Source organism: Sphingomonas sp. ABOLG (assembly GCF_003950435.1).
Taxonomy (GTDB): Bacteria; Pseudomonadota; Alphaproteobacteria; order Sphingomonadales; family Sphingomonadaceae; genus Sphingomonas; species Sphingomonas panaciterrae.
This window is the reverse complement of the sequence record NZ_QQWW01000005.1, coordinates 161236-182194: the sequence shown is the minus strand read 5'-3', so window position 1 is coordinate 182194 and position 20959 is coordinate 161236. Positions and strand designations below refer to the sequence as shown.

22 protein-coding genes are annotated in these 20959 nt (G+C 67.0%); 10 read left to right on the top strand and 12 right to left on the bottom strand.

Features of this window, described 5'->3' with window-relative positions; genetic code table 11:
- The first annotated feature begins 85 nt into the window (after nucleotides 1-85).
- Nucleotides 86-559, top strand: coding sequence for a hypothetical protein (locus tag CA236_RS08045; protein ID WP_125945212.1), 474 nt, complete (start codon nucleotides 86-88; stop codon nucleotides 557-559).
- Between the two features lie 80 nt (nucleotides 560-639).
- Here CA236_RS08045 and CA236_RS08040 read toward each other — a convergent pair whose 3' ends face one another.
- A complete protein-coding gene (locus CA236_RS08040; protein WP_125945211.1) occupies nucleotides 640-2259 on the bottom strand; it encodes a cisplatin damage response ATP-dependent DNA ligase in 1620 nt (539 codons plus the stop codon).
- A gap of 76 nt (nucleotides 2260-2335) precedes the next feature.
- On the opposite strand from CA236_RS08040, the gene CA236_RS08035 reads away from it, so the two are divergent.
- From CA236_RS08035 to map, 3 genes are read left to right on the top strand one after another with little or no spacing between them, the layout of a single operon-like run.
- Nucleotides 2336-3175 (top strand): metallophosphoesterase, encoded by an 840-nt coding sequence (locus CA236_RS08035; protein ID WP_125945210.1) that lies wholly within the window; start codon nucleotides 2336-2338, stop codon nucleotides 3173-3175.
- A 52-nt stretch (nucleotides 3176-3227) separates the two neighbouring features.
- Complete coding sequence (locus tag CA236_RS08030; protein ID WP_125945209.1) at nucleotides 3228-3434, top strand: ParD-like family protein; 207 nt, start codon at nucleotides 3228-3230, stop codon at nucleotides 3432-3434.
- Nucleotides 3435-3458: 24 nt separating this feature from the next.
- Nucleotides 3459-4235 (top strand): type I methionyl aminopeptidase, encoded by a 777-nt coding sequence (map, locus tag CA236_RS08025; protein WP_125945284.1) that lies wholly within the window; start codon nucleotides 3459-3461, stop codon nucleotides 4233-4235.
- Nucleotides 4236-4297: 62 nt separating this feature from the next.
- Here the strand turns inward: map and CA236_RS08020 are convergent, their stop codons facing one another.
- The 3 genes from CA236_RS08020 to CA236_RS08010 form a co-directional block, all read right to left on the bottom strand.
- Nucleotides 4298-4483: a DUF1328 family protein gene (locus CA236_RS08020; RefSeq protein ID WP_046408396.1), complete on the bottom strand. Its 186-nt coding sequence runs from the start codon at nucleotides 4481-4483 to the stop codon at nucleotides 4298-4300.
- Between the two features lie 6 nt (nucleotides 4484-4489).
- Nucleotides 4490-4993 carry a DNA starvation/stationary phase protection protein gene (locus CA236_RS08015; RefSeq protein ID WP_046408467.1) on the bottom strand — a complete coding sequence of 168 codons (504 nt, stop codon included), beginning with the start codon at nucleotides 4991-4993 and terminating at the stop codon, nucleotides 4490-4492.
- Nucleotides 4994-5086: 93 nt separating this feature from the next.
- On the bottom strand, nucleotides 5087-5641 hold the full coding sequence (locus CA236_RS08010; RefSeq protein ID WP_241212572.1) for a TMEM165/GDT1 family protein: 555 nt from the start codon (nucleotides 5639-5641) through the stop codon (nucleotides 5087-5089).
- A 241-nt stretch (nucleotides 5642-5882) separates the two neighbouring features.
- On the opposite strand from CA236_RS08010, the gene rpmG reads away from it, so the two are divergent.
- Nucleotides 5883-6050, top strand: a complete 168-nt coding sequence (rpmG, locus tag CA236_RS08005) for a 50S ribosomal protein L33 (RefSeq protein WP_007407030.1) — start codon at nucleotides 5883-5885, stop codon at nucleotides 6048-6050.
- 147 nt (nucleotides 6051-6197) lie between these two features.
- Here the strand turns inward: rpmG and CA236_RS08000 are convergent, their stop codons facing one another.
- The 6 genes from CA236_RS08000 to CA236_RS07975 form a co-directional block, all read right to left on the bottom strand.
- The gene (locus tag CA236_RS08000; protein WP_125945207.1) at nucleotides 6198-6905 is read right to left on the bottom strand and encodes a head GIN domain-containing protein; all 708 of its coding nucleotides are present in this window, start codon (nucleotides 6903-6905) and stop codon (nucleotides 6198-6200) included.
- Between the two features lie 39 nt (nucleotides 6906-6944).
- Nucleotides 6945-7673 (bottom strand): head GIN domain-containing protein, encoded by a 729-nt coding sequence (locus tag CA236_RS07995; RefSeq protein ID WP_125945206.1) that lies wholly within the window; start codon nucleotides 7671-7673, stop codon nucleotides 6945-6947.
- 240 nt (nucleotides 7674-7913) lie between these two features.
- Nucleotides 7914-8447, bottom strand: a complete 534-nt coding sequence (locus CA236_RS07990; protein ID WP_046408403.1) for a CarD family transcriptional regulator — start codon at nucleotides 8445-8447, stop codon at nucleotides 7914-7916.
- A gap of 308 nt (nucleotides 8448-8755) precedes the next feature.
- Complete coding sequence (gene fdxA / locus CA236_RS07985; RefSeq protein WP_125945205.1) at nucleotides 8756-9097, bottom strand: ferredoxin FdxA; 342 nt, start codon at nucleotides 9095-9097, stop codon at nucleotides 8756-8758.
- 66 nt (nucleotides 9098-9163) lie between these two features.
- Nucleotides 9164-9451: a S4 domain-containing protein gene (locus CA236_RS07980; protein ID WP_046408406.1), complete on the bottom strand. Its 288-nt coding sequence runs from the start codon at nucleotides 9449-9451 to the stop codon at nucleotides 9164-9166.
- Between the two features lie 22 nt (nucleotides 9452-9473).
- Nucleotides 9474-11936 (bottom strand): helicase-related protein, encoded by a 2463-nt coding sequence (locus CA236_RS07975; protein WP_125945204.1) that lies wholly within the window; start codon nucleotides 11934-11936, stop codon nucleotides 9474-9476.
- 168 nt (nucleotides 11937-12104) lie between these two features.
- On the opposite strand from CA236_RS07975, the gene CA236_RS07970 reads away from it, so the two are divergent.
- From CA236_RS07970 to groL, 4 genes are all read left to right on the top strand, one after another.
- Nucleotides 12105-13604: a M23 family metallopeptidase gene (locus CA236_RS07970; RefSeq protein WP_241212571.1), complete on the top strand. Its 1500-nt coding sequence runs from the start codon at nucleotides 12105-12107 to the stop codon at nucleotides 13602-13604.
- Nucleotides 13605-13677: 73 nt separating this feature from the next.
- On the top strand, nucleotides 13678-15084 hold the full coding sequence (locus CA236_RS07965; protein ID WP_125945202.1) for an MATE family efflux transporter: 1407 nt from the start codon (nucleotides 13678-13680) through the stop codon (nucleotides 15082-15084).
- A 132-nt stretch (nucleotides 15085-15216) separates the two neighbouring features.
- Nucleotides 15217-15504 (top strand): co-chaperone GroES, encoded by a 288-nt coding sequence (gene groES / locus CA236_RS07960; RefSeq protein ID WP_046408410.1) that lies wholly within the window; start codon nucleotides 15217-15219, stop codon nucleotides 15502-15504.
- A gap of 56 nt (nucleotides 15505-15560) precedes the next feature.
- The gene (gene groL, locus CA236_RS07955) at nucleotides 15561-17198 is read left to right on the top strand and encodes a chaperonin GroEL (RefSeq protein WP_125945201.1); all 1638 of its coding nucleotides are present in this window, start codon (nucleotides 15561-15563) and stop codon (nucleotides 17196-17198) included.
- Nucleotides 17199-17345: 147 nt separating this feature from the next.
- On the opposite strand, the gene CA236_RS07950 is transcribed toward groL, so the two are convergent.
- A complete protein-coding gene (locus CA236_RS07950; RefSeq protein WP_125945200.1) occupies nucleotides 17346-18233 on the bottom strand; it encodes an EamA family transporter in 888 nt (295 codons plus the stop codon).
- A gap of 138 nt (nucleotides 18234-18371) precedes the next feature.
- Between CA236_RS07950 and CA236_RS07945 the strand changes: the two genes are divergently transcribed.
- A complete protein-coding gene (locus CA236_RS07945) occupies nucleotides 18372-20156 on the top strand; it encodes an ATP-binding cassette domain-containing protein (RefSeq protein WP_125945199.1) in 1785 nt (594 codons plus the stop codon).
- Here the strand turns inward: CA236_RS07945 and CA236_RS07940 are convergent.
- Nucleotides 20153-20959, bottom strand: a complete 807-nt coding sequence (locus tag CA236_RS07940; protein ID WP_125945198.1) for an ATP-binding protein — start codon at nucleotides 20957-20959, stop codon at nucleotides 20153-20155. The two genes, CA236_RS07945 and CA236_RS07940, sit on opposite strands and share 4 nt — an antisense overlap.

The following is a 20959-nucleotide window of genomic DNA, read 5'->3' as shown; positions in this document are numbered from 1 at the left end:
AAAGGCGGTCAGCGCCCGCTGGACCGCTCCGGTGAATGGGTGTTAGGTTTTGCTTCCTCGCTCCCTCTCGCAAAAGGTCTAATCATTGGGCTTCTTTGCTTCACTCCTTAAGGCACTTGCCGGAGAGACGATCAACGACGGTTTTGGTCGGCATCGACTGCCAAGAAACTGGTGGAAAGTTGAGGGATTCTTCCCGCTCGCCACCGGGGGCCATCTTGAGATCGTAGGAGAGAGCCACTTTCAAGACACATTTGAGACGGTGGTAGGGGAGCGTTGGCGTGGAGGAGTGTATTGGCACGTCGTCGCTCAGATCTTTTTCGTCGACGACAACCCTGCTGATCCGAACGCGGTGGGTGTCATGATTGAGGGTATGCCCGCCGGCTACATTCCACGTGATCAAGCTAATGCAATCCGCACTGCCATTTTGCAGGCGAACCCGGAGAGGCTGCCGGTAATATGCAAGGGCGAGATCATCGGCGGCTTTGTTCGAGGGTCAAAACGAGGCAGCTACGGCCTTGTGCTTGATGTTTCCCAGCCGATCCGCCGGAAAGCACGCTAGCAACCCGGGCTTCGATTGGGGCGTGCACACTGGCTCGATTGCGGCGTGCTCGGAACGTGCTGCATCGGCAAGCACGCCGCTCATGTCACCAGCCGCCGCAATCCCGCAAGCGTATCCGCCTCCGCCGCCGGCTTGTCGGTCCTGATCCGCGCGATACGGGGGAAGCGCATCGCGACGCCCGATTTGTGCCGTTTCGATTCGTGGATCGAATCGAACGCCACCTCGAGCACCAGCGTCTTTTCCACCTCGCGCACCGGGCCGAAGCGGTTGAGCGTGTTGTTGCGCACGAACTTGTCGAGCTGCTTCAGTTCCTCGTCGGTGATCCCGGAATAGGCCTTGCCCACCGGCAGCAGCTCGCCATCCTCGGTCCAGCAGCCAAAGGTATAGTCGCTGTAGAAGGACGATCGCCGCCCATTGCCGCGCTGCGCATACATCATCACGCAATCGGCGGTCAGCGGATCGCGCTTCCATTTGTACCACAGGCCCACGCGCCGCCCGGTGACATAGGGCGAATCGCGCCGCTTCAGCATCACGCCCTCGATCGCCGCATCGCGCGCGCCGGCGCGGATGCCCTCCAGCGCGGTGAAATCCTCCGCCTCGATCAACGCGGAAACATCGAACCGCTCCGGGTTCAGCCGGCTGGCGAAATCCTCCAGCCGCCCGCGCCGCTCGTGCCAGGGCAGCGCGCGCAGATCCTCCTCCCCGTCGAGCAGGATATCGTACAGCCGCACGAACGCCGGCGCTTCCTCCAGCATCTTGGCGGAGACGACCTTGCGCCCCAGCCGCTGCTGCAACGCGTTGAAGCTCGCCGCCCCGCCGCCTTCCTCATCACCCTTGCCGCCCAGTGCGGCGCCCAGTGCGATCCCCTGCGCCTCGCCCTTCACCAGCAATTCGCCGTCCACCGCGCCCGCCTCGGCAAAGGCGCTGGCGACATCGGGAAAGGCGCGGGTCACGTCATCGCCGGTGCGGCTGTACAGCCGCGTCTCGCCTGCGACATGGACGATCTGGACCCGGATGCCGTCCCATTTCCACTCCGCGGCATAATCGGAAAGGTCGACGCGCAGGTCTTCCAGCGGGTGCGCCAGCATGAACGGGCGAAACACCGGCACATTGGCCGGCGTCGGCTGCGCGCCGCGTCCCTCGGCCCAGGCGAACAGGCTTTCGTAGGGCGGGTCGATCCCGTGCCACACCTCCTCGACCGCATCGACGTCGATCGCGAAGGCATCGGCCAGCGCCTGCTTGGCCAGCCGCGCTGACACCCCGACGCGAAGCGCGCCCGTCGCCATCTTCAGCAGCGCGAAACGCTCCTCGGCGTTCAGCTGGTCCAGCATCTGCGCCAGCGCCGCCGGTGCCTGCCCGCGCGGCAGCGTCAGCAACCGTTCGACCACCGCGCCGACCGACAGCGCTTCAGCCGCCATCGGCGTCTCCGGCGTCGGCCACAGCAGCGCCACCGTCTCCGCCGAATCGCCGACATAATCGCGGCTCATCCGGTACAGCACCGGATCGACCCGCTCCTCGATCAGCGCGCGGATCACCGCCGGCTTGACCCCCGGGATGTCGAGGTCGCCGGTCAGCGCGGCCATCGCCCAGCCCCGGTCGGGATCGGGCGTGGTCTTCAGATAGTCGCCGATCAGCCTCACCTTTGCCGTGCGCGACCGGGTGTAGATGAGCGAATCGAGAAGCTGCGCAAAGGCGTGCATGGCCGCTCCAACGCACGGCATCGGCGAACCGCTCCGGCGATGGCCTCGGCGGCGCACTGGCGCTAGCGACACCGGCATGATCCGCAGGCATCCCATCATCGTCGCGCTCCTTCTCCTCCTCGTCGCAGCCGGCGGCGTGCTGGCCGTCCTCGGCTGGCAGGAGGCGCATCGCGATCCGGTGATCCGCCCCGGCTCGATCGCGCTGTCGGGCTGGCCCGCCGGCCACCCGCCGCTCACCATTGCCCTCGCCAGCGATATCCACATCGGCGGCGGCGCGATGGACGGCGCCCGCCTCGCCCGCATCGTGGCGCAGATCAACGCCGCCGCCCCCGACCTGATCGTCCTCGCCGGCGACTTCATCGACGGGCATGACGCTGAGACCGCGCGCGACAATGCGCCCGTGCTGACCCAGGCGCTGCGCGGGCTGCGCGCGCCGCTCGGCACGATCGCAGTGCTCGGCAACCACGATCATGACAGCGATCCCGCCAGGATCGCCGCTGCCCTTGCCGCGGCCAACATCTCGGTGCTCGACAATGCCGCCACGCAGCGCGGCCCGCTGGCGATCGGCGTGGTGGGCGACGCCTATAGCGGCAACGACGATCTGCCGGTGACGCTGCGCGCGCTCGCCCGCCTCTCCGGCCCACGGCTGCTCGTCACGCATTCGCCCGACATCGCGCCGGACATGCCAGCCGACATATCGCTGCTGCTCGCCGGGCACACCCATTGCGGCCAGGTCGTGCTGCCGCTCGTCGGCGCGCTGTGGGTCCCCTCGCGCTTCGGCGATCGCTACCGCTGCGGCATCATCCGCGAGGGCGCGCGCACCGTCGTCACCAGCGCCGGGCTCGGCACCAGCCTCCTGCCGCTCCGCTACCGCGCCCCGCCGGACGTGTGGCTGCTTCGGCTCGGCGCGGATTGACGATCCATATACGTTCCATATACGCACCACCTATCACTTTGGAGCGGCCGGCATGGGAATTGTGAAGATCGACGACGCCCTGCACGAGGATGTCCGCCGCGCCAGCGCGGTGATGTGCCGCTCGATCAACGCCCAGGCGGAATTCTGGATGAAGATCGGCATGTTGGCCGAAACCAATCCCACGCTGACCTTCCACGAGATCATCAAGACGCAGCTCGCGGCCGTTCCCGCCGATCTGCCGCGCCTCTCGGTCGCCTGAAAGCCTCCCATGACGAAGAATGGCCTGATCAAGACCCCGGACGAACTGGCGCTGATGCGCATCTCCGGCCGGCTGCTCGCCAGCGTGTTCGAAATGCTTGATCGCCAGGATCTCGCCGGCATGTCGACGCTCGCGGTCAACGACCTGGTCGAACATTTCATCACCGTCGATCTCGCCGCGCGTCCCGCCAGCAAGGGGCAATATGGCTATGGCTATGTGCTGAACTGCTCGCGCAACGAAGTCGTCTGCCACGGCGTGCCGAGCGCTGACGAGATCATCCGCGACGGCGACATCATCAACCTCGACATCACGCTGGAAAAGAACGGCTTCATCGCCGATTCCAGCAAGACCTATATGGTCGGCACCGTCTCTCCCCAGGCGCGCCGCTTGGTGCGCGTCGCGCAGGAGGCGATGTGGCAGGGTATCCGGCAGGTACGGCCCGATGCGCACATCGGCGACATCGGCTTCGCGATCGAACGCCATGCCAAGAAGAACGGCTATTCGGTCGTGCGCGACTATTGCGGCCACGGCATCGGGCGGGAAATGCATGAGGAGCCGCAGGTGCTGAACTACGGCCGCCCCGGCACGGGCGCCCGGATGCGCCCGGGCATGGTCTTCACCGTCGAACCGATGATCAACCAGGGCAGCCGCAAGGTCGCGACGCTGGACGATGAATGGACCGTCGTCACGAGCGACGGCAAGCTGTCCGCGCAATTCGAACACACCGTCGCGGTTACGGAAAACGGGGTCGAGATCATGACCCTGCGCAGCGACGAACAACCGTCGCTCGGGAAAAACTGAAGCAACGGGCCGTACGCGCCGGCGCGGGAGGAATCTTCCGCCCCGCACTGACGCGCATCAGCCTAGTCGATCGCGTCCTTGATGGCCCTGCCGGTCATCAGCGCCAGCACCAGCAGCACGACGAAGATCGCAATCGCGATGAAGAACAGCACCTTGGCGATGCCGACGAAGGCGCCGCCGATCCCGCCAAAGCCCAACGCGCCGAGCACGAGGCCCGCGACAAGGAAGATCAGCGCCCATTTCAGCATCGCGGCTTATCCCCGACCCTTGCGGCTGGCCTCGAACAGGAACCAGGCGCGCTCCTCGGCCTGATCGGTCCATTCGTCGACGATGCCGCTGGTGGCATTATCCTTGGCTTCCTCGGCCGCTTCCTTGACCGCGCGAAAGCTCTCGACCAGCTTCAGATTGTCGTCGCGCAGCTCGGCCAGCATCTCGTCCGCCGGCACGAAATCGCGATCATTGTCGGAAATCGTCTGGCGGCGCGAAATGTCGCCGATCGAGCGCAGCGTGACGTTGCCCGTCTTGCGCACGCGCTCGGCGATGGCGTCAGTCACGCCCAGGATCTGTGCCGCCTGGTCGTCCAGCATCAGGTGATAGTCGCGGAAATGCGGTCCCGACACATGCCAGTGGAAATTCTTGGTCTTCAGATACAGCGCATAGCAATCCGCCAGCGACGAATTGAGCGCGTCCGCCACCGTGCGCGTGTCGTTGCGCGGCAGGTCGGAGGGGGTTTTCAGGTCAGGCGCGATGTCGGCCACGGTACATACCTCCACAAAGCTGGGATTTCGTTGCGACAACGGCCTGATCGCCGAATCTATCCCTCCCCGTGAAATCCCGGACCGGCGTGCGCGCTACAGCAGCCGCACCGCATTCAGCCCGGCAATCACCCCCGTCACGACCAGCACCAACGCCGAGGCGATGCGGATCGCCGGCTGCGGCAGCGCCAGCCAGCGCCGCTCGCCGATCACCGCCGCTGGCGCCACCACCGCCAGCGCGCCCAGCGTGCCACCGACCGCCGCCAGCCACGGCAGCTCGCTCCGCGCCGCCAGCCCCAGCACGATGAACTGCATCCGGTCACCCACGATCATGATCGCCAGCCCCAGCACGCTGGTCGCCACCGCCCCCAGCCGCCAGCCGCTCAGCCGATCGGGCGTGCGCGATCGCAGCGTCGTGCTCAGCCCCGCCAGCACCAGCGCCAGCGCGAGCAGCAACTGGCGCGCCTCCGGCGTCAGCAGCGGCGCGATCCACGATGCCGCGACAACCCCCAGCGCATAATTGCCCGCCAGCGCCACCCCCGCGGCGGCAATCACCAGCGCAGGCGATCGGAAACGGTCAGCCAGGATCGCCGCCAGCCACGGCGTCTTGTCCCCCGCCTGGCAGATCGCGCCCAGGACCAGCGCGGCCATCAGCGCATCCACGTTCGTCGTCCCTCGTCTGCCGTCCGATTCGCCACGCGCGCCTTGTGGTGCATGCCCGCGGGCCATTCCATGGTCGCATTCACCGTGGCAGATAGGGGTTGAAGAGGGCGTTAAGCCACGCCGCTGCTTGACTTCGCCCGCCCCATCGGCCATTGCGCCGACCGTTGGAAGCGGCGCGCCCACGCTCGCCGCTCCTTTTTTGTTTGCTACAGAACAGGATTCGCGGGTCATGGCCAAGCCGACCACCGTCAAGATCAAGCTCGTCAGCTCGGCCGATACCGGCTTCTTCTACGTCACCAAGAAGAATCCGCGGACCAAGACCGAGAAGCTCAGCTTCAACAAGTACGATCCCGTCGTGCGCAAGCACGTCGAGTTCAAGGAAGCGAAGATCAAGTAAGTCGCGATTCGTCATGCTCCCGGTGGGCATGACGTCAATCGATCGATTGGCCGGCGGCACGCCCGATTGATGGGCGCCGCCGGATGGTACCCCGCTTGCGGGGACCGCCCAGGCGCTGTCACAGCAGGGCCTTTCCAGCAGCCGCACCTATTTCGCGGCTGGCTTGCCACAGCTCACCGGACCGCCACCAGCGGAGCGTACGGTGCAGGTGGCATCACCCGCGACGGTGACCTTCCCCAGCCCGGTATTCGTCACCGATGCGGTATAGCGCGCCCGTGCGCGTGTTTCCCCCGGCCCAGTCAGCAGAACGGTCAGGTCCTTCGTGACCAGCCCGGAGGCGTCGATCGTCCCCGGACCATCGGTAATCAGCCGTGCCCGGTTCGCCTGCCCGCCAGCCGTGATCGTCCCGGGACCGACCAGCGACGCGGCCAGCTGATCCGCGTCCACCCGCGCAGCGGCAACCCGCCCCGATCCGGCAAGCGAGAGTTCGACGCGCTGCCCCGCCATGCGGTTCACCGTCACATTCGCGCCGGCACTTACCGCCAGCGAATTCAGCCGCGGCGTGCGCAGCACGATGACGGGGGGCGCGGCATTGTCAGCGCGAAACGTCTCGCCCCATCCGCCAGTACCCAGCCGAACCGACAGGGTCCCGCCATTCACCGCCACGGCGATCCGCTCGATCAACTGGCGCTCGCCGGCGGCTGTGGCGCCGGGCGACGCGCCGGCCTCGATCCGCACCTCGAACGGCCCGTCGACCCGCACCCGCTCGAAACTGCCGACCGAAAACACCCGCTCCGCCGCCAGGGCGGGTAAGGGGGCCAGCAACAGCGGAAGAGCGAGCGCGCCTGTTCTCATGCGATGAGGTGGCACCAACTCACCGCTGGCTGCAAGCGCTCATCCGCCGCAGCGCACGTCCCCCGTGCCCATCTTGCTCACCTTGCAGCGCGCCTTAGGCCCCAGATCGACATCGCCCGTGCCCATGATCGACACACTGGCATCGCCATCGATCAGCGCCTGGACATTGCCCGTCCCGGCGATCTTCACCGATGCCCGCGATCCGCGCAGATCCTTGCCGTCGACGTCGCCCGCACCGGCGATCGACACGTCGATTTCTTGCGCCTGCCCCGCGGCGGTGACCGTGCCCGACCCGGCGATCGACAGCTTCAGCGCGTCCACCGTCACCCGGTTCAGGCCCAGCGATCCCGCGCCGGCGATGTCGCCCGTGAAGGCGGCGCCGTCGACGCGGTCGATCGCCACGTCGCCCGCCCCGGCGAGCCGCGCGGCCTCGATCCGCGGCATGGTGACAAAGACCTTGGCCGACCCGGAGCTCCAGCCGATGCCGCCCGTCGTCTTTCGGGAGATCCGCAGCCGGTTGCCCTCGCGGACGATCTTCAGACGGTCCAGCGCGTCGGGATCACCCTCCGCGTGCACCGAAAAGCCGGCACCGACCCGGACGTCGACGTCGTCAGGCCCACGCTGATCGATCTGCGTGAAATCCGTCACGGCATAGGTGCGGCTGGATCCTTCACCCTGCCCGCGCACCCCCGGCGTGTCATCGTCGCCCGACAAAGTGCCACCACAGGCAGCGGTCGGGATCAGCGCGCCGATCACCAGCCAGCGCATGATCGATCGCCCGCGCGAACGATTGCGCTTCGATTCCGACGCCTCATTGCTGTGATCAACTCGGTTCGACGAAAAAAGTAGATCAGATTGCATCATATCAGCCTGCCCGGTGTATTTGCTAGATAATACACCAGGCAGGAACGAACGCAACGGTCGTTTCACATGCGAAAAGGGCGGCCTTCCGTCGGGAAGACCGCCCTTTTTCGAAAACCGGCCGCAACCGCGGTCGGTGTGGCTGGATCAGGCCGGAACCTTGTCCTTGTTGTAGATCGCAGCTGCATCGCGGAGGATCTCGAGGATCTTCTCCTGCGCCGCCGGCTCGTCGATCTGCTCCATCGCGGCCAGTTCGCGCGCCAGACGGCTGCACGCACCTTCGAAGATCTGCCGCTCGGAATAGCTCTGCTCGGGCTGATCGTCGGCACGGAACAGGTCGCGGACCACTTCGGCGATCGACACTAGGTCGCCCGAGTTGATCTTCGCTTCATATTCCTGGGCGCGGCGCGACCACATGGTCCGCTTGACCTTGGGCTTGCCCTTCAGCGTCTCCATCGCCTCGCGCATCGTCTTGTCGGACGACAGCTTGCGCATGCCTACGCTTTCCGCCTTGTTGGTCGGAACGCGCAGCGTCATCTTTTCCTTCTCGAAGCGCAGCACGTAGAGCTCGAGCTGCATGCCGGCAATTTCTTGTTTCTGCAGCTCGATTACGCGGCCCACGCCATGCTTGGGATAAACGACATAATCACCGACATCGAAATGCAGCGCCTTGGCAGCCATAGGATCCGGATCCTCCGGGTTGAATCACGCCGAGGCAGAGCTTTGTGCGGACAACCGCCCGTCTGAGCCCGTGCACCATTGACGTGAAGGGTTAGCGACTCCAGCGGACGCGCGAAAACAATGCGCCCGTCACGGACTCATATAGCAGCGTTGCAACAATATTACCAGAGTCGATCGGGCAGCATGGCTGGCATTTCGCCACCATCCCACGATCGACGAGGAACGGGCCGCGGCGATATCCGGGATTTCACCTAGCCTGTCGCTCACGGCCGCGGCCGCCGTCAGGCGACCAGATCGGCCGCCGGGGATCAGTCGCCAGCGCCAGGCTCGGGCGAGAAATACTTGTCGTACTTGCCCTCGGCGCCCTTGAACGCGTCGGCATCCGGCGGCGTCTGGTCTTCCTTGCGCGTGACATTGGGCCATTGCGCGGAGAAGGTCGCGTTCAGCTCCAGCCATTGCTCCAGCCCGCTTTCGGTATCGGGCAGGATCGCTTCCGCCGGGCATTCCGGCTCGCACACGCCGCAATCGATGCATTCGCTCGGATTGATGACGAGCATGTTCTCGCCTTCATAGAAGCAATCGACCGGACACACCTCCACGCAATCCATGTACTTGCAACGGATGCATGCGTCGGTGACGACATAGGTCATGGCCGGTTCAACTCCTCCATCGATCAGCAGATCGGGCGCCGCTGCTATGCGCGCTGTCGGCCAGCGTCAATCGTCGTCGCACTTGGGCGGTGCGTTCTCGATCTTTACACCCAGCTCGCGGTAACAGGCCTGCGCCTCTGCTGCTGGCCCGCGACGTAAGGGCAAAGCCTCGATCTGCAAGACGCGAACGCTGCCTGCCTTCACGAATGTCAGCACATTGCCGACCCGCACCGGAGCATGCGCCCGGTCGATGACGCGGCCGTCGATGCGCAGCCGCCCCTGCGCCGCCATGTCCTGCGCGATCTCCCGCGTCTTCGCTAGGCGAACGAACCACAGGTAACGGTCCAGCCGCATCGTGGCCTCGCCACCCGGCGGGTTAGCCAAGGTTCAGGTCCGACAGCACGGCAAATGCATTGTCGCTGCGCGGGCGAACCGCGCGGGCCGGCGGTCGGCCACGCCATGTCCAGCGCCCCTCGGACAGGGCACGAAAGCCCAATTCGGTCAGCAGCCGCGCGATGGTTGCGGGCTCCAACCCCATCGACGTGGCGAGCGCCGGGTCGGGCGTGAACGCGCCCCTCCCCTTGCGCCCTTCATGCGCCGACCTCGCGATCCGCTCGACCAGGTCGATGCGCACCGCCTGCTTTCCCAATGGGCGGAAACCGGTCGACAGAACCGCGCCGGGCGCGCCCCGCATCAGCACGGTCGCCCCGCCCGGCGGGGTGCCCGTCAGCGGCTGCCCCGCGGCGTGAAGCAGCGCGGCGCGCCAGGGAAGCGCGCGCGGCTTCATCATTCGCGGGTCGAACAGGTCCAGCGCGCCGATCGTCACGCCCGCCTTGCGCAGCCGCTGCCGCTCATCCGGGGTAAGCGCCTCCACCGCCGGGCGGATCGGCAGGCGCTGGGTGATGCCGGCGCCGGTCTCGATCGCCCGCGCCACGCTGCGCAGCGCGCCTGTCGCGGCCGCATCACCCGCCATTTCGGCCAGGCGCGCGATCACCGGCAGATGCGCGGCAATCGCATCCTCCACCCATCGCTGGACGCGGGCCGACGCCGCCTTGCGCAGCGGCGCGGCAAGGCAGTTCAGCGCCTCGTCCAGCACGATCGCCGGGCGGGCGAGCGATCGCCCGCGCGCCAGCCGCGCGACCTCATGCCCCTGCCAGCTGATCGTGCCCTTGGGGCCCAGCGCAAAGGCGTCGTCCGCAGCACCGATCAGCGCCGCCCCACGCGCATCGCGCTCCTTGGAAAGCTGCTTCTCCGCCGTCGACAGCAACAACCTCTTGTCCGCCGCCCGCGCCTCGGGCGCGACGACGAAGCGGAAACCGTCGAGGCGGCCGATCGAATGGGTGTCGATCGTCACCTCGCCCTCGGCCCCGATTTCGATCGGCAACGCGCCGGCACCTGCGCCGATCTGCTTCAGCAGCACGCTGGTCCGCTTGTCGACGAAGCGCTGCGTCAGGCTGGCATGCAGCGCGTCCGACAGCCGCTCCTCCACGGCGCTCGTCCGCGCCGCCCAATGGTCAGGGTCGGCCAGCCAGCCCTTGCGCTGCGCGATATAGGCCCAGGTGCGGATCGCGGAGACGCGCCCGGCGATCGTCTCGACGTCGCCATCGACCCGGTCGAGCCGAGCAACCTCGTCGGCAAACCATTGGTGCGGCAGATAGCCGGTCGACAGATGGTCGAAGATCCGCGTCACGAAGCGGGCATGCGGCTCGACACCCAGCTTCTGGAAATCCGGGATGCCACACACCGCCCACAGCCGCTCCACCTGCCCGCGCGCCTGCGCCCGGATTTTGGGGTCGGCCGAAAGTCTCCGCAGAACGGCCAGGTCGACCGCCTCCGGGGCCGCACGCAACCGCTCGTGATCCGGCGGCTCCGACAGCGAGGCCAGCAAATCGTCCACGCTGCGAAGGTCGGGGCGACCGTTGCGCCAGTACAGCCAGTCGAGCGCGGGGAAGCGATGCTCCTCGATCGCCAGCACTTCCTCCGGCAGGAACGCGTCCGGCCCCTCCTCGGTCACCGCCCCAAAGGTGCCGTCCCGCTGGTGCCGCCCGGCGCGCCCCGCGATCTGCGCCATCTCCGAGACGGTCAGCCGCCGCCGCCGCTTGCCGTCGAACTTGTGCAGCCCGGCGAAGGCGACATGCGCGACATCCATGTTCAGCCCCATGCCGATGGCGTCGGTCGCAACCAGGTAATCGACCTCGCCGGCCTGGAACATCGCCACCTGCGCGTTGCGGGTGCGCGGGGACAGCGCCCCCATCACCACTGCCGCCCCGCCACGCAGCCGCCGCAGCATTTCCGCGACGGCATAGACTTCCTCGGCGCTGAACGCGACGATCGCGGAGCGGCGCGGCAGCCGGCTGATCTTCTTCGCGCCGGCATAGGAAAGGTCGGAAAAGCGCGGCCGCTCGACGATTTCGGCGCGCGGGATTAGCGACCGGACCACCGGCTTCAGCGCCGCCGATCCCAGGATCATCGTCTCCTCGCGCCCGCGGGCATGAAGCAACCGGTCGGTGAACACATGGCCGCGCTCAGCGTCCGCCCCCAACTGCGCCTCGTCCAGCGCCACAAACGCGACGTCGCGGTCGACCGGCATGCTCTCGGCCGTGCACAGGAACCAGCGGGCGTCCTTGGGAACGATCCGCTCCTCACCGGTGATCAGCGCGACGCGTTCCGGCCCCTTCATCGCGACGACGCGGTCATACACCTCGCGCGCCAGCAGCCGCAGCGGAAAGCCGATCATGCCGCTGGAATGCGCCACCATCCGCTCGACCGCGAGGTGTGTCTTGCCGGTGTTCGTCGGCCCGAGAACCGCTGTTACGCGGAGGTTGTCGTGGGAGGACATGGTCCCGGCAACATCGGGCGCAAGCACCTCTGAATCAACCATTCCGTTTCGTCGCGTTCAAGGAACGGGCCGGCGCAGCAGCGACTCGCCTGATCCCGGGTTAATTTGACTTTAGGACCTTGCCCCCACAACGCCTTGGCCTGCGCCGGGGGTGGTCGGCGACATCATGTGCTTGGGGGCGCCTTTCTCCTCGTGTTCTTGCGTGAGCAGCCTGGACTGGAACTGGCCGGCGCCGCAGGCGCCCGTCGCTTCGGACGTGCGACCGCGCCCGTGCGCACGATCCCCTGGCCGGACCGCATTCGTCACACGCTGCATCAGACCGACTGGGCACCTGACCTTGGCGCGCGCATCGGCAGCCGGGAATGGTGGCGCGGGCTGGCCACCTGCGGCAGCCTCATCGCCGCCGCGCTGCTGACGGCGCCGGGCATCCGCCCCGTGCTAGGCACCATCACCAGCCAGATGATCGGCGCGGAGCGCGAAGAGGCCCGCACGCTGTCGATCGCCCCGCTCGGCCTCGGCGCCTCCAGCGGGCGACGCATGGCCGCCAACGATCTCGTTCGCCCCCTGTCGGAAACGCCCGAGCGTCCAACGATCGAGCTATCGGCGTCGATCAGCAACGGCGACAGCTTCGGCGCGGCCTTGCAGCGCGCCGGGGTCGGCCGCGCCGATGCCGCCCGCGCCGCAGCACTCGTCGCCAGTGAGGTCGGGCTGAAGGATCTGAAGCCCGGCACCGTTCTGGACCTGACGCTCGGCCGCCGGCACGACCGGCGCACCGCGCGCCCGCTGGAAAAGCTCGCCTTCCGCGCCCGCTTCGATCTCAACCTCGAGCTGCATCGCCAGGCAGAGGGGCTGACGCTGGAGCGGCATCCGATCGCGATCGACAACACGCCGCTGCGCATCAAGGGCCAGGTCGGCTCCAGCCTCTACCGCTCGGCGCGCGCCGCCGGCGCCCCGGCCAAGCTGGTCGAGGCCTATATCAAGGCGATCGCCGCGCGCACCTCGGTCGGCGCGATCCCCGCCAGCGCCACGTTCGACATCATTGCCGATCACGCCCGCGCGGCGACGGGCGAGGTCCAGGTCGGCCAGCTGCAATATGCCGGCCTCGATCAGGGCCGAAAGAAGCTTCAGCTCGTCCGCTGGGAAGATGGCGACGGCAATGGCGGACAATTCTGGGACGCCAGCGGCCAGGTGAAGCGTCAGGGCTTCATGGGCATGCCGGTCTCCGGCCGGATCTCCTCCACGTTCGGGATGCGGCGCCACCCGCTGCTGGGCTTCCTGCGGATGCACAAGGGCCTTGACCTTGCGGCCCCGCACGGCACGCCGATCTATGCCCCGGTCGCAGGCCGCGTGGTCATGGCGGCGCGCAATCGCGGCTACGGCAATTTCATCAAGCTGGATCACTCCAGCGGCATCTCGAGCGGCTATGGCCACCTCAGCCGCTTTGCCGTGCGCGCAGGCCAGCAAGTGTCGCGCGGCCAGATCATCGGCTATGTTGGGTCGACCGGCATGTCGACCGGCCCGCACCTTCATTGGGAGGTGTGGAAGAACGGCAAGAACGTCAATCCGCGTTCCATTTCGCTCTCCAGCGTCGCCACGCTTTCGGGTGAAAAGCTGCGCGCCTTCAAGAAGAAGACCGCACACCTCCTGTCGGCACCCATCGCAAACTAATTGATTATCGCTGACCTGCACTGCCGCCCGCTGCCTTTCACTTGACCGAAAAGCGGCCTAACGCGCGATCATCATGGAGATCGCCGCCAATCCTCCGCTGACCGAGACTCGCCCCGCCAGCGATCGTGCGGAAATGTCGGCGCTGGTCCGGCTTGCCGGGCCGCTGGTCGGTGCGAACCTTCTGCAGATGGCGGTCAGCGCGGTCGACGTGATCTTCGTCGCACGTCTCGGCACCCTCGATCTCGCCGCCGCCACCCTTGGCGTCTTTCTCTTCAACCTGTGCATGTACGCGCTGATCGGCCTGACCAGCGCCGCCGCGCCCCTGATCGCGGCCGAACTCGGCCGTCGCCGCCACGCGGTGCGTGAGGTGCGGCGCAGCGTGCGCATGGCGTTCTGGGTCGGTGCCGCCGGCTGCGTGCCCGTCATCCTCCTCCTCGCCCATGGTGAAACGGTGCTGCTGCTGTTCGGCCAGGATCCAGAGGTGTCGCGTCGCGCCGGCAGCTTCCTCGACATCATCCTGCTGGCCATTCCCGCCGGCGTCGCCGCTGGCGTGATGCGCACCGCTGCCGCCGCGCTCGGCCGGCCCGGCTGGGCCTTTGTGGTCACCGGGCTGGCGCTTGGCGTCAGCATCCTGGCCAATTGGATGCTGGTGTTCGGCAACCTCGGCGCGCCGGCGCTTGGCCTCGAAGGATCTGCCTGGGCCAGCGTCATCAGCCTTGTCGCGATGGCGCTGGCCTATGTCGCCATCCTTTTCTTCGACCCGCGGCTGCGGCGCTATCGCCTGTTCGGTCGCTGGTGGGTCACCGAATGGTCGCGCTTCCGCGAGATCGTCCGCCTTGGCGTACCGATCATGCTGACCTGGACCTTTGAAGGCGCGCTGTTCGGCGGGGCGGCGATCCTGATGGGCCTGATCGGCGTCGATTCCGTCGCGGCCCATGCGGTCGCGCTGAACATCGCCGCGATCGCGTTCCAGGTACCGTTCGGCATCGCGCAGGCCGCGACCATTCGCGTCGGCATGGCCTATGGCGCGGCAGACGCCGCATGGATCGCGCGTGCCGGCCGCGTCGCGCTCATTCTTGGCATCGGCTTCATGGGCCTTACCGCGGCGGCAATCTGGCTCACCCCCCGGCTGTTCGTCAGCGCCTATATCGACGTCGACGCGCCGCAGAACGCGGCGGTGGTCGCGCTGGCGGTGAAGTTCCTGGCGGTGGCCGCCATGTTCCAGCTGGTCGACGGCGCGCAGGCCGTGGCCGCCGGCGTGCTGCGCGGGCTGCAGGATACGCGCGTGCCGATGATCATCGCGCTGTTCGGCTATTGGGTGATCGGCTTCGGCACCTCAGGGCTGCTGGGCTTCTACGTCGGCCTGGCGGGCGTCGGCGTGTGGCTTGGCCTGGCCGTCGGGTTGCTCGTCGTTTCGATCCTCCTGATGTGGCGCTGGCACGCCCGCGCACGCCTTGGCCTGCTGCCACGCACGGTCTGACGGATAGTTCCAAAAAATTGTGATCGGCCCCGTTGACGGTGCCTGGGCTCGTCCACATATCCCCCCGGCTGGCACTCGCATCAGGGGAGTGCCAACGAACTGTCATACTCCGCTCAAAGAGAGGGAATCCGCATGAACTTCCGTCCGCTGCACGACCGCGTGCTCGTGCGCCGCGTCGAGGCCGAGGAAAAGACCGCTGGCGGCATCATCATTCCGGACACCGCCAAGGAAAAGCCGCAGGAGGGCGAAGTCGTCGCCGCCGGTGCTGGCGCCAAGGCCGAGGATGGCAAGGTTACCCCGCTCGACGTCAAGGCCGGTGATCGCGTCCTGTTCGGCAAGTGGTCGGGCACCGAGGTCCGCGTCAACGGCGAAGACCTGCTGATCATGAAGGAATCGGACATCCTCGGCATCATCGCCTGAGCGATCGTTCGTACCTGCACTTCTCTCAACATTCGTTCATTTGAAAGGGTAGCCACATGGCAGCCAAGGACGTGAAATTCGGCCGCGACGCACGCGAGCGCATCCTCAAGGGTGTCGACATCCTCGCCGACGCGGTGAAGGTGACGCTCGGCCCGAAGGGTCGCAACGTCGTCATCGACAAGAGCTTCGGCGCGCCCCGCATCACCAAGGACGGTGTGTCGGTCGCCAAGGAAATCGAGCTCAAGGACAAGTTCGAGAACATGGGCGCCCAGATGGTGCGCGAAGTGGCCTCGAAGACCAACGACATCGCCGGTGACGGCACCACCACCGCGACCGTTCTCGCCCAGGCGATCGTCCGCGAGGGCATGAAGTCGGTTGCAGCCGGCATGAACCCGATGGACCTGAAGCGCGGCATCGACCTCGCCGTCCACAAGGTCGTCGACGACATTAAGGCGCGCTCCAAGCCCGTCTCGGGTTCGCAGGAAGTTGCCCAGGTCGGCATCATCTCCGCGAACGGCGACCGTGAAGTCGGCGAGAAGATCGCCGAGGCCATGGAAAAGGTCGGCAAGGAAGGCGTGATCACCGTCGAAGAGGCGAAGGGTCTCGAATTCGAGCTCGACGTCGTCGAGGGTATGCAGTTCGACCGCGGCTATCTGTCGCCGTACTTCATCACCAACCCGGAAAAGATGCAGGTCGAACTGAACGACCCGTACATCCTGATCCACGAGAAGAAGCTGTCGAACCTGCAGTCGATGCTTCCGATCCTCGAGGCGGTTGTGCAGTCGGGCCGTCCGCTCCTCATCATCGCCGAGGACATCGAGGGTGAGGCTCTCGCCACGCTCGTCGTCAATAAGCTGCGCGGCGGCCTGAAGGTCGCAGCGGTCAAGGCACCGGGCTTCGGCGATCGTCGCAAGGCGATGCTCGAGGACATCGCGATCCTCACCAAGGGCGAGGTCGTCTCCGAGGATCTCGGCATCAAGCTCGAGACCGTCACGCTCGGCATGCTCGGCACCGCCAAGCGCGTCACGATCGACAAGGACAATACCACCATCGTCGATGGCGCCGGTGATGCCGAAGCGATCAAGGGCCGCACCGAGGCGATCCGTCAGCAGATCGAAGTCACCACGTCCGACTACGACCGTGAGAAGCTCCAGGAGCGTCTCGCGAAGCTCGCTGGCGGCGTTGCCGTGATCAAGGTCGGCGGTGCGACCGAGGTCGAGGTGAAGGAGCGCAAGGACCGTGTTGACGACGCGCTGCACGCAACCCGCGCTGCCGTCGAAGAGGGCATCGTTCCGGGCGGCGGCACGGCGCTGCTGTACGCGACCAAGGCACTCGAAGGCCTGAAGGGCGACAATGACGATCAGACGCGCGGCGTCGACATCGTTCGCAAGTCGCTCACCGCGCTGGTGCGTCAGATCGCGCAGAACGCTGGCCAGGACGGCGCCGTCGTCTCGGGCAAGCTGCTCGATCAGACCGACACCGCGTTCGGCTTCAACGCTGCGACCGACACCTACGAGAACCTGGTTGCGGCCGGCGTGATCGACCCGACCAAGGTCGTTCGTACCGCGCTTCAGAACGCCGCATCGGTGGCGGGTCTCCTCATCACCACCGAGGCGACCGTTTCCGAGCTGCCGGAAGACAAGCCCGCAATGCCGGCAATGCCGGGCGGCGGCATGGGCGGCATGGACTTCTGATTTCGGACCGGGGCGGCACCCGCCGCCCCGGGCACGACATCGGATCCGCAGCGGCCCCGCCGCTGCCACCCGACCAAAAAGAAAGGGCCGGAGCGCACCAGCGTCCCGGCCCTTTTCTTATCCGCACCCCTGCGAGCGGCAGGTTCCTCAGGCCTGCTCCCGCTCCGCCAGCAACTGCGTCGCCTTCTTCGATCGCAGCGCCACCACCAGCCCCCCCGCCAGCGCGAGCATCGCCCCGGCGATCATCCGCATGTCCAGCTTGTCCCCGGTCAGCGCGACTCCGAAGGCAATGGTGAACAGCGGCGTCATCAGCGTCAGCGGCGCCAGCAAATTGGCTTCATAACGGCGGATCAGCCCGTAATAGCTGGTGTGTCCCAGCACCGACACGACCAACGCGGCAAACAGCACCGCGCCGACGAACGGCCAGCCGACCGCAACGGCGCTCGTCCATTGCCCCTCCTCGAACAGGGCTGACGCCACCGCCAGCGGCAGGAAGGAAACCAGCCCCACCCACGCCTGGAAGCGCAGCGGCGCCACGTCCTCCACCTGCTTCATCAGCACCGCGCCCAGCGATCCGGTGAACGCCGCGCCGACGACGAACCACAGCCCGGCGGAGAGATCGATCCCGTCGGGATTCCACACCACCAGCAGCACGCCCGCCAGCGTCAGCCCAATGCCCAGCCCGCGGCGCCAATGGATTCGCTCGCCCAGCATCACGATCGACAGCAATGTCGTGAACGGCACGCCGATCTGGATCACCACCGCTGCGGCACTTGGCGACGCGGTCTGCAGCCCGATGAACAGCAAAGCAAAATTGCCCGCCCCCATCAGAATGCCGATCACCACGATCCGCCAGCGCGGCCGCGGCATCGGCAGCAGCCATGGCAGGGTCGCCGCGATCACCACCAGGAAGCGGATCGCCGCAAAGAACAAGGGCGGTACCGCCCAATTCCCGACCACGATCTTGCTCAATACATTGCTGTATCCCCAGACCAGACAGATGAGGACGAGGAGCAGGAAATCGCGGATCTTCATGTCGCCCCCGTGGCAGAGGCACGCGGCGGACGCCAGACAGCCCAGCTTTTGCGTGCAATACCTCCAGCCATCATAACTATGCCCGCGCGGCCATTGCGCGCTTGGCGCATCGCCCCCGGCCCCCTATCTGCCGCCCTCATGGCAGCCCCTATTCTCGCGTACGAAGACCTTGGCCTCATCCAGGGCGCCGGCTGGTTGTTCCGCCACCTCAATTTCTATGTCGGGCCGCGTGATCGGCTGGCGCTGATCGGCCGCAACGGCGCCGGCAAGACGACGCTGCTGAAGCTGATCGCCGGCACGATCGACAGTGACGAGGGCCGCCGCACCATCGTGCCGGGCACCCGCGTCGTCCTGCTCGAACAGGATCCGAACCTCGCCGGCTTCGCCACGCTCGCCGACTACGTCCTGTCAGGCGACGACGCCCCTCAGCATTTCGAGGCGGATGCGATCGCCGACCAGCTCGGCATCGATCTCTCGCGCGAGGCCGCCACCGCCTCGGGCGGCGAGCGCCGCCGCGCCGCCATCGTCCGCGCGCTGGCGCAGGATCCCGACGTGCTGCTGCTCGACGAGCCGACCAACCATCTCGATATCGGCGCGATCGAATGGCTGGAGGAATGGCTGAACCGCTACCGCGGCGCCTTCGTCGTCATCAGCCACGATCGTACCTTCCTCACCCGCCTGACCAAGCAGACGCTATGGCTCGACCGCGGCAATCTGCGCCGTGCCGAGGTCGGCTTCGGCGGCTTCGACGCCTGGACCGAACAGGTCTATGCCGAGGAACAGCGCGCCGCCGAACGGCTCGACGCCCGGCTGAAGCTGGAGGAACATTGGCTGCTGCGTGGCGTCACCGGCCGCCGCCGCCGTAACCAGGGCCGCCTGACCAAATTGAAGGAAATGCGCGCCGCGCGCGCCGCGATGATCGGCCCGCAGGGCGCCGCCGCCCTCGCCATGGGGCATGATGACAACAAGACCAAGGTCGTCATCGACGCGGAGCATGTCACCAAGGAATATGACGGCCGCACGATCATCCGCGACTTCACCTTCCGGGTGACGCGCGGTGACCGCATCGGCATCGTCGGCCGCAACGGCGCGGGCAAGACCACGCTGCTGCGCCTCCTCACGGGCGAGCTTGCCCCTGACAGCGGCAGTGTGAAGCTCGCCAAGACGCTCGACGGCATCATCATCGATCAGCAGCGCAAGCTGATGGCGCCGGAGAAGACGGTGCGCGAGGTGCTGGCCGACGGCGGCGACTGGATCGACGTCCTCGGCACCAAGAAGCACATCCACGGCTATCTCAAGGAATTCCTGTTCGATCCGAGCCTCGCCGAGGCGAAGATCGCCTCGTTGTCGGGCGGCGAACGCTCGCGCCTGCTGCTCGCGCGCGAATTCGCCCGCCACTCGAACCTCCTAGTCCTTGACGAGCCGACCAACGATCTCGACCTCGAAACGCTCGATCTGCTGCAGGAAGTGATCGGCGACTATGACGGCACGGTGCTGATCGTCAGCCACGATCGTGATTTCCTCGACCGCACTGTCACCGTCACGCTCGGTCTCGATGGCTCGGGCAAGGTCGACATCGTCGCCGGCGGCTATGAAGATTGGGAGCGCCAGCGCGCCGTTCGGGCCGAACCCGCACGCAAGGCCGCGGCAAAGCCGGCCGCCACGCCAGCCCCCCCGCCGCCGACGCGCACCAAGCTCAGCTACAAGGATCAGAGAGATTTCGACCAACTGCCCGCGCGCATCGAGGCGCTAGATGCAGCGATCGCGCGCGATGAGGCACTGCTCGCCGATCCCGCCCTCTACACCCGCGATCCCGCCCGATTCGACGCGCTGATGAAGTCAGTCGCTGCCGCCCGCGACGAGAAGGACGCCGCCGAAATGCGCTGGCTGGAACTCGCCGAGATGGTCGAGGGGCTGGGCTAAAGCGCCTTGCCCGCGCGCCCGGCAAGGTCGACCACATATTGCCACGCGACGCGGCCCGATCGGCTGCCGCGTTTCGTTGCCCACAAAAGCGCATCCTGCGGCTCGAACGGCAGGTCGTAGCGCTCGGCATAGCCACGCACGATCTCGAGATAGAGCGGCTGGTCGACCACGTGAAAACCAAGGCTCAAGCCGAAGCGATCGGCCAGCGCCAGGTGATCGTCCACCGCATCACGCGGGTTGATGGCGCTTTCCTGTTCGTGGATGTCGCGCGGGATCAGGTGGCGCCGGTTCGACGTGACGACCAGCCGCGCGTTCGCCGGCCGCGCCTCCGCCCCGCCCTCCAGCAACGATCGCAACGTGCGCGCATCCGCCGCGGCATCGAAGCCCAGATCGTCGAGGAAAAGGACGAAGGCACGCGGCACGCCAGCGATCGCGTCGAACAGCTGCGGCAGGCTGTCGAGCCGGTCGGCCGCCACCTCGACGATCGCCAGCGCCCCGCCGGCGCCTTGCACCGCGCCAACCACCGATTTCACCAGTGCCGACTTGCCCGTGCCGCGCGCGCCCCACAGCAGCACGTCCTGCGCCGCATGGCCGGCCGCCAGTCGTTCCAGGTTCGTCAGCAGCGCATCCTTCTGCGCCTCCACCCCGTGCAGCAGGTCAAGCGACAGTGGGGCAAAGGCCCTTGCCGCCACCAACACGTTCTGGCGCCACACATAGGCAGGATGCGCCAGCGGATCGGCACCGGCCGGCGGCGCGGGCGCCAACCGCTCCAGCGCAGCGGCAATGCGGGCAAGGTCGTCCAT

Bases quoted from the DNA above. Each gene is read 5' to 3' on its own strand.
- CA236_RS08030 (WP_125945209.1), top strand. From the start codon at position 3,228: ATGGGAATTGTGAAGATCGACGACGCCCTGCACGAGGATGTCCGCCGC.
- groL (WP_125945201.1), top strand. From the start codon at position 15,561: ATGGCAGCCAAGGACGTGAAATTCGGCCGCGACGCACGCGAGCGCATC.
- CA236_RS07980 (WP_046408406.1), bottom strand. From the start codon at position 9,451: ATGCGGCTGGACCGTTACCTGTGGTTCGTTCGCCTAGCGAAGACGCGG.
- groES (WP_046408410.1), top strand. From the start codon at position 15,217: ATGAACTTCCGTCCGCTGCACGACCGCGTGCTCGTGCGCCGCGTCGAG.
- CA236_RS08020 (WP_046408396.1), bottom strand. From the start codon at position 4,483: ATGCTGAAATGGGCGCTGATCTTCCTTGTCGCGGGCCTCGTGCTCGGC.
- CA236_RS07945 (WP_125945199.1), top strand. From the start codon at position 18,372: ATGGCAGCCCCTATTCTCGCGTACGAAGACCTTGGCCTCATCCAGGGC.
- CA236_RS08010 (WP_241212572.1), bottom strand. From the start codon at position 5,641: ATGGCCGCGCTGGTCCTGGGCGCGATCTGCCAGGCGGGGGACAAGACG.
- CA236_RS08035 (WP_125945210.1), top strand. From the start codon at position 2,336: ATGATCCGCAGGCATCCCATCATCGTCGCGCTCCTTCTCCTCCTCGTC.
- CA236_RS08000 (WP_125945207.1), bottom strand. From the start codon at position 6,905: ATGAGAACAGGCGCGCTCGCTCTTCCGCTGTTGCTGGCCCCCTTACCC.
- fdxA (WP_125945205.1), bottom strand. From the start codon at position 9,097: ATGACCTATGTCGTCACCGACGCATGCATCCGTTGCAAGTACATGGAT.
- CA236_RS07940 (WP_125945198.1), bottom strand. From the start codon at position 20,959: ATGGACGACCTTGCCCGCATTGCCGCTGCGCTGGAGCGGTTGGCGCCC.
- CA236_RS08040 (WP_125945211.1), bottom strand. From the start codon at position 2,259: ATGCACGCCTTTGCGCAGCTTCTCGATTCGCTCATCTACACCCGGTCG.
- CA236_RS07965 (WP_125945202.1), top strand. From the start codon at position 13,678: ATGGAGATCGCCGCCAATCCTCCGCTGACCGAGACTCGCCCCGCCAGC.
- CA236_RS07975 (WP_125945204.1), bottom strand. From the start codon at position 11,936: ATGTCCTCCCACGACAACCTCCGCGTAACAGCGGTTCTCGGGCCGACG.
- CA236_RS07950 (WP_125945200.1), bottom strand. From the start codon at position 18,233: ATGAAGATCCGCGATTTCCTGCTCCTCGTCCTCATCTGTCTGGTCTGG.
- CA236_RS07990 (WP_046408403.1), bottom strand. From the start codon at position 8,447: ATGGCTGCCAAGGCGCTGCATTTCGATGTCGGTGATTATGTCGTTTAT.
- CA236_RS07995 (WP_125945206.1), bottom strand. From the start codon at position 7,673: ATGCGCTGGCTGGTGATCGGCGCGCTGATCCCGACCGCTGCCTGTGGT.
- rpmG (WP_007407030.1), top strand. From the start codon at position 5,883: ATGGCCAAGCCGACCACCGTCAAGATCAAGCTCGTCAGCTCGGCCGAT.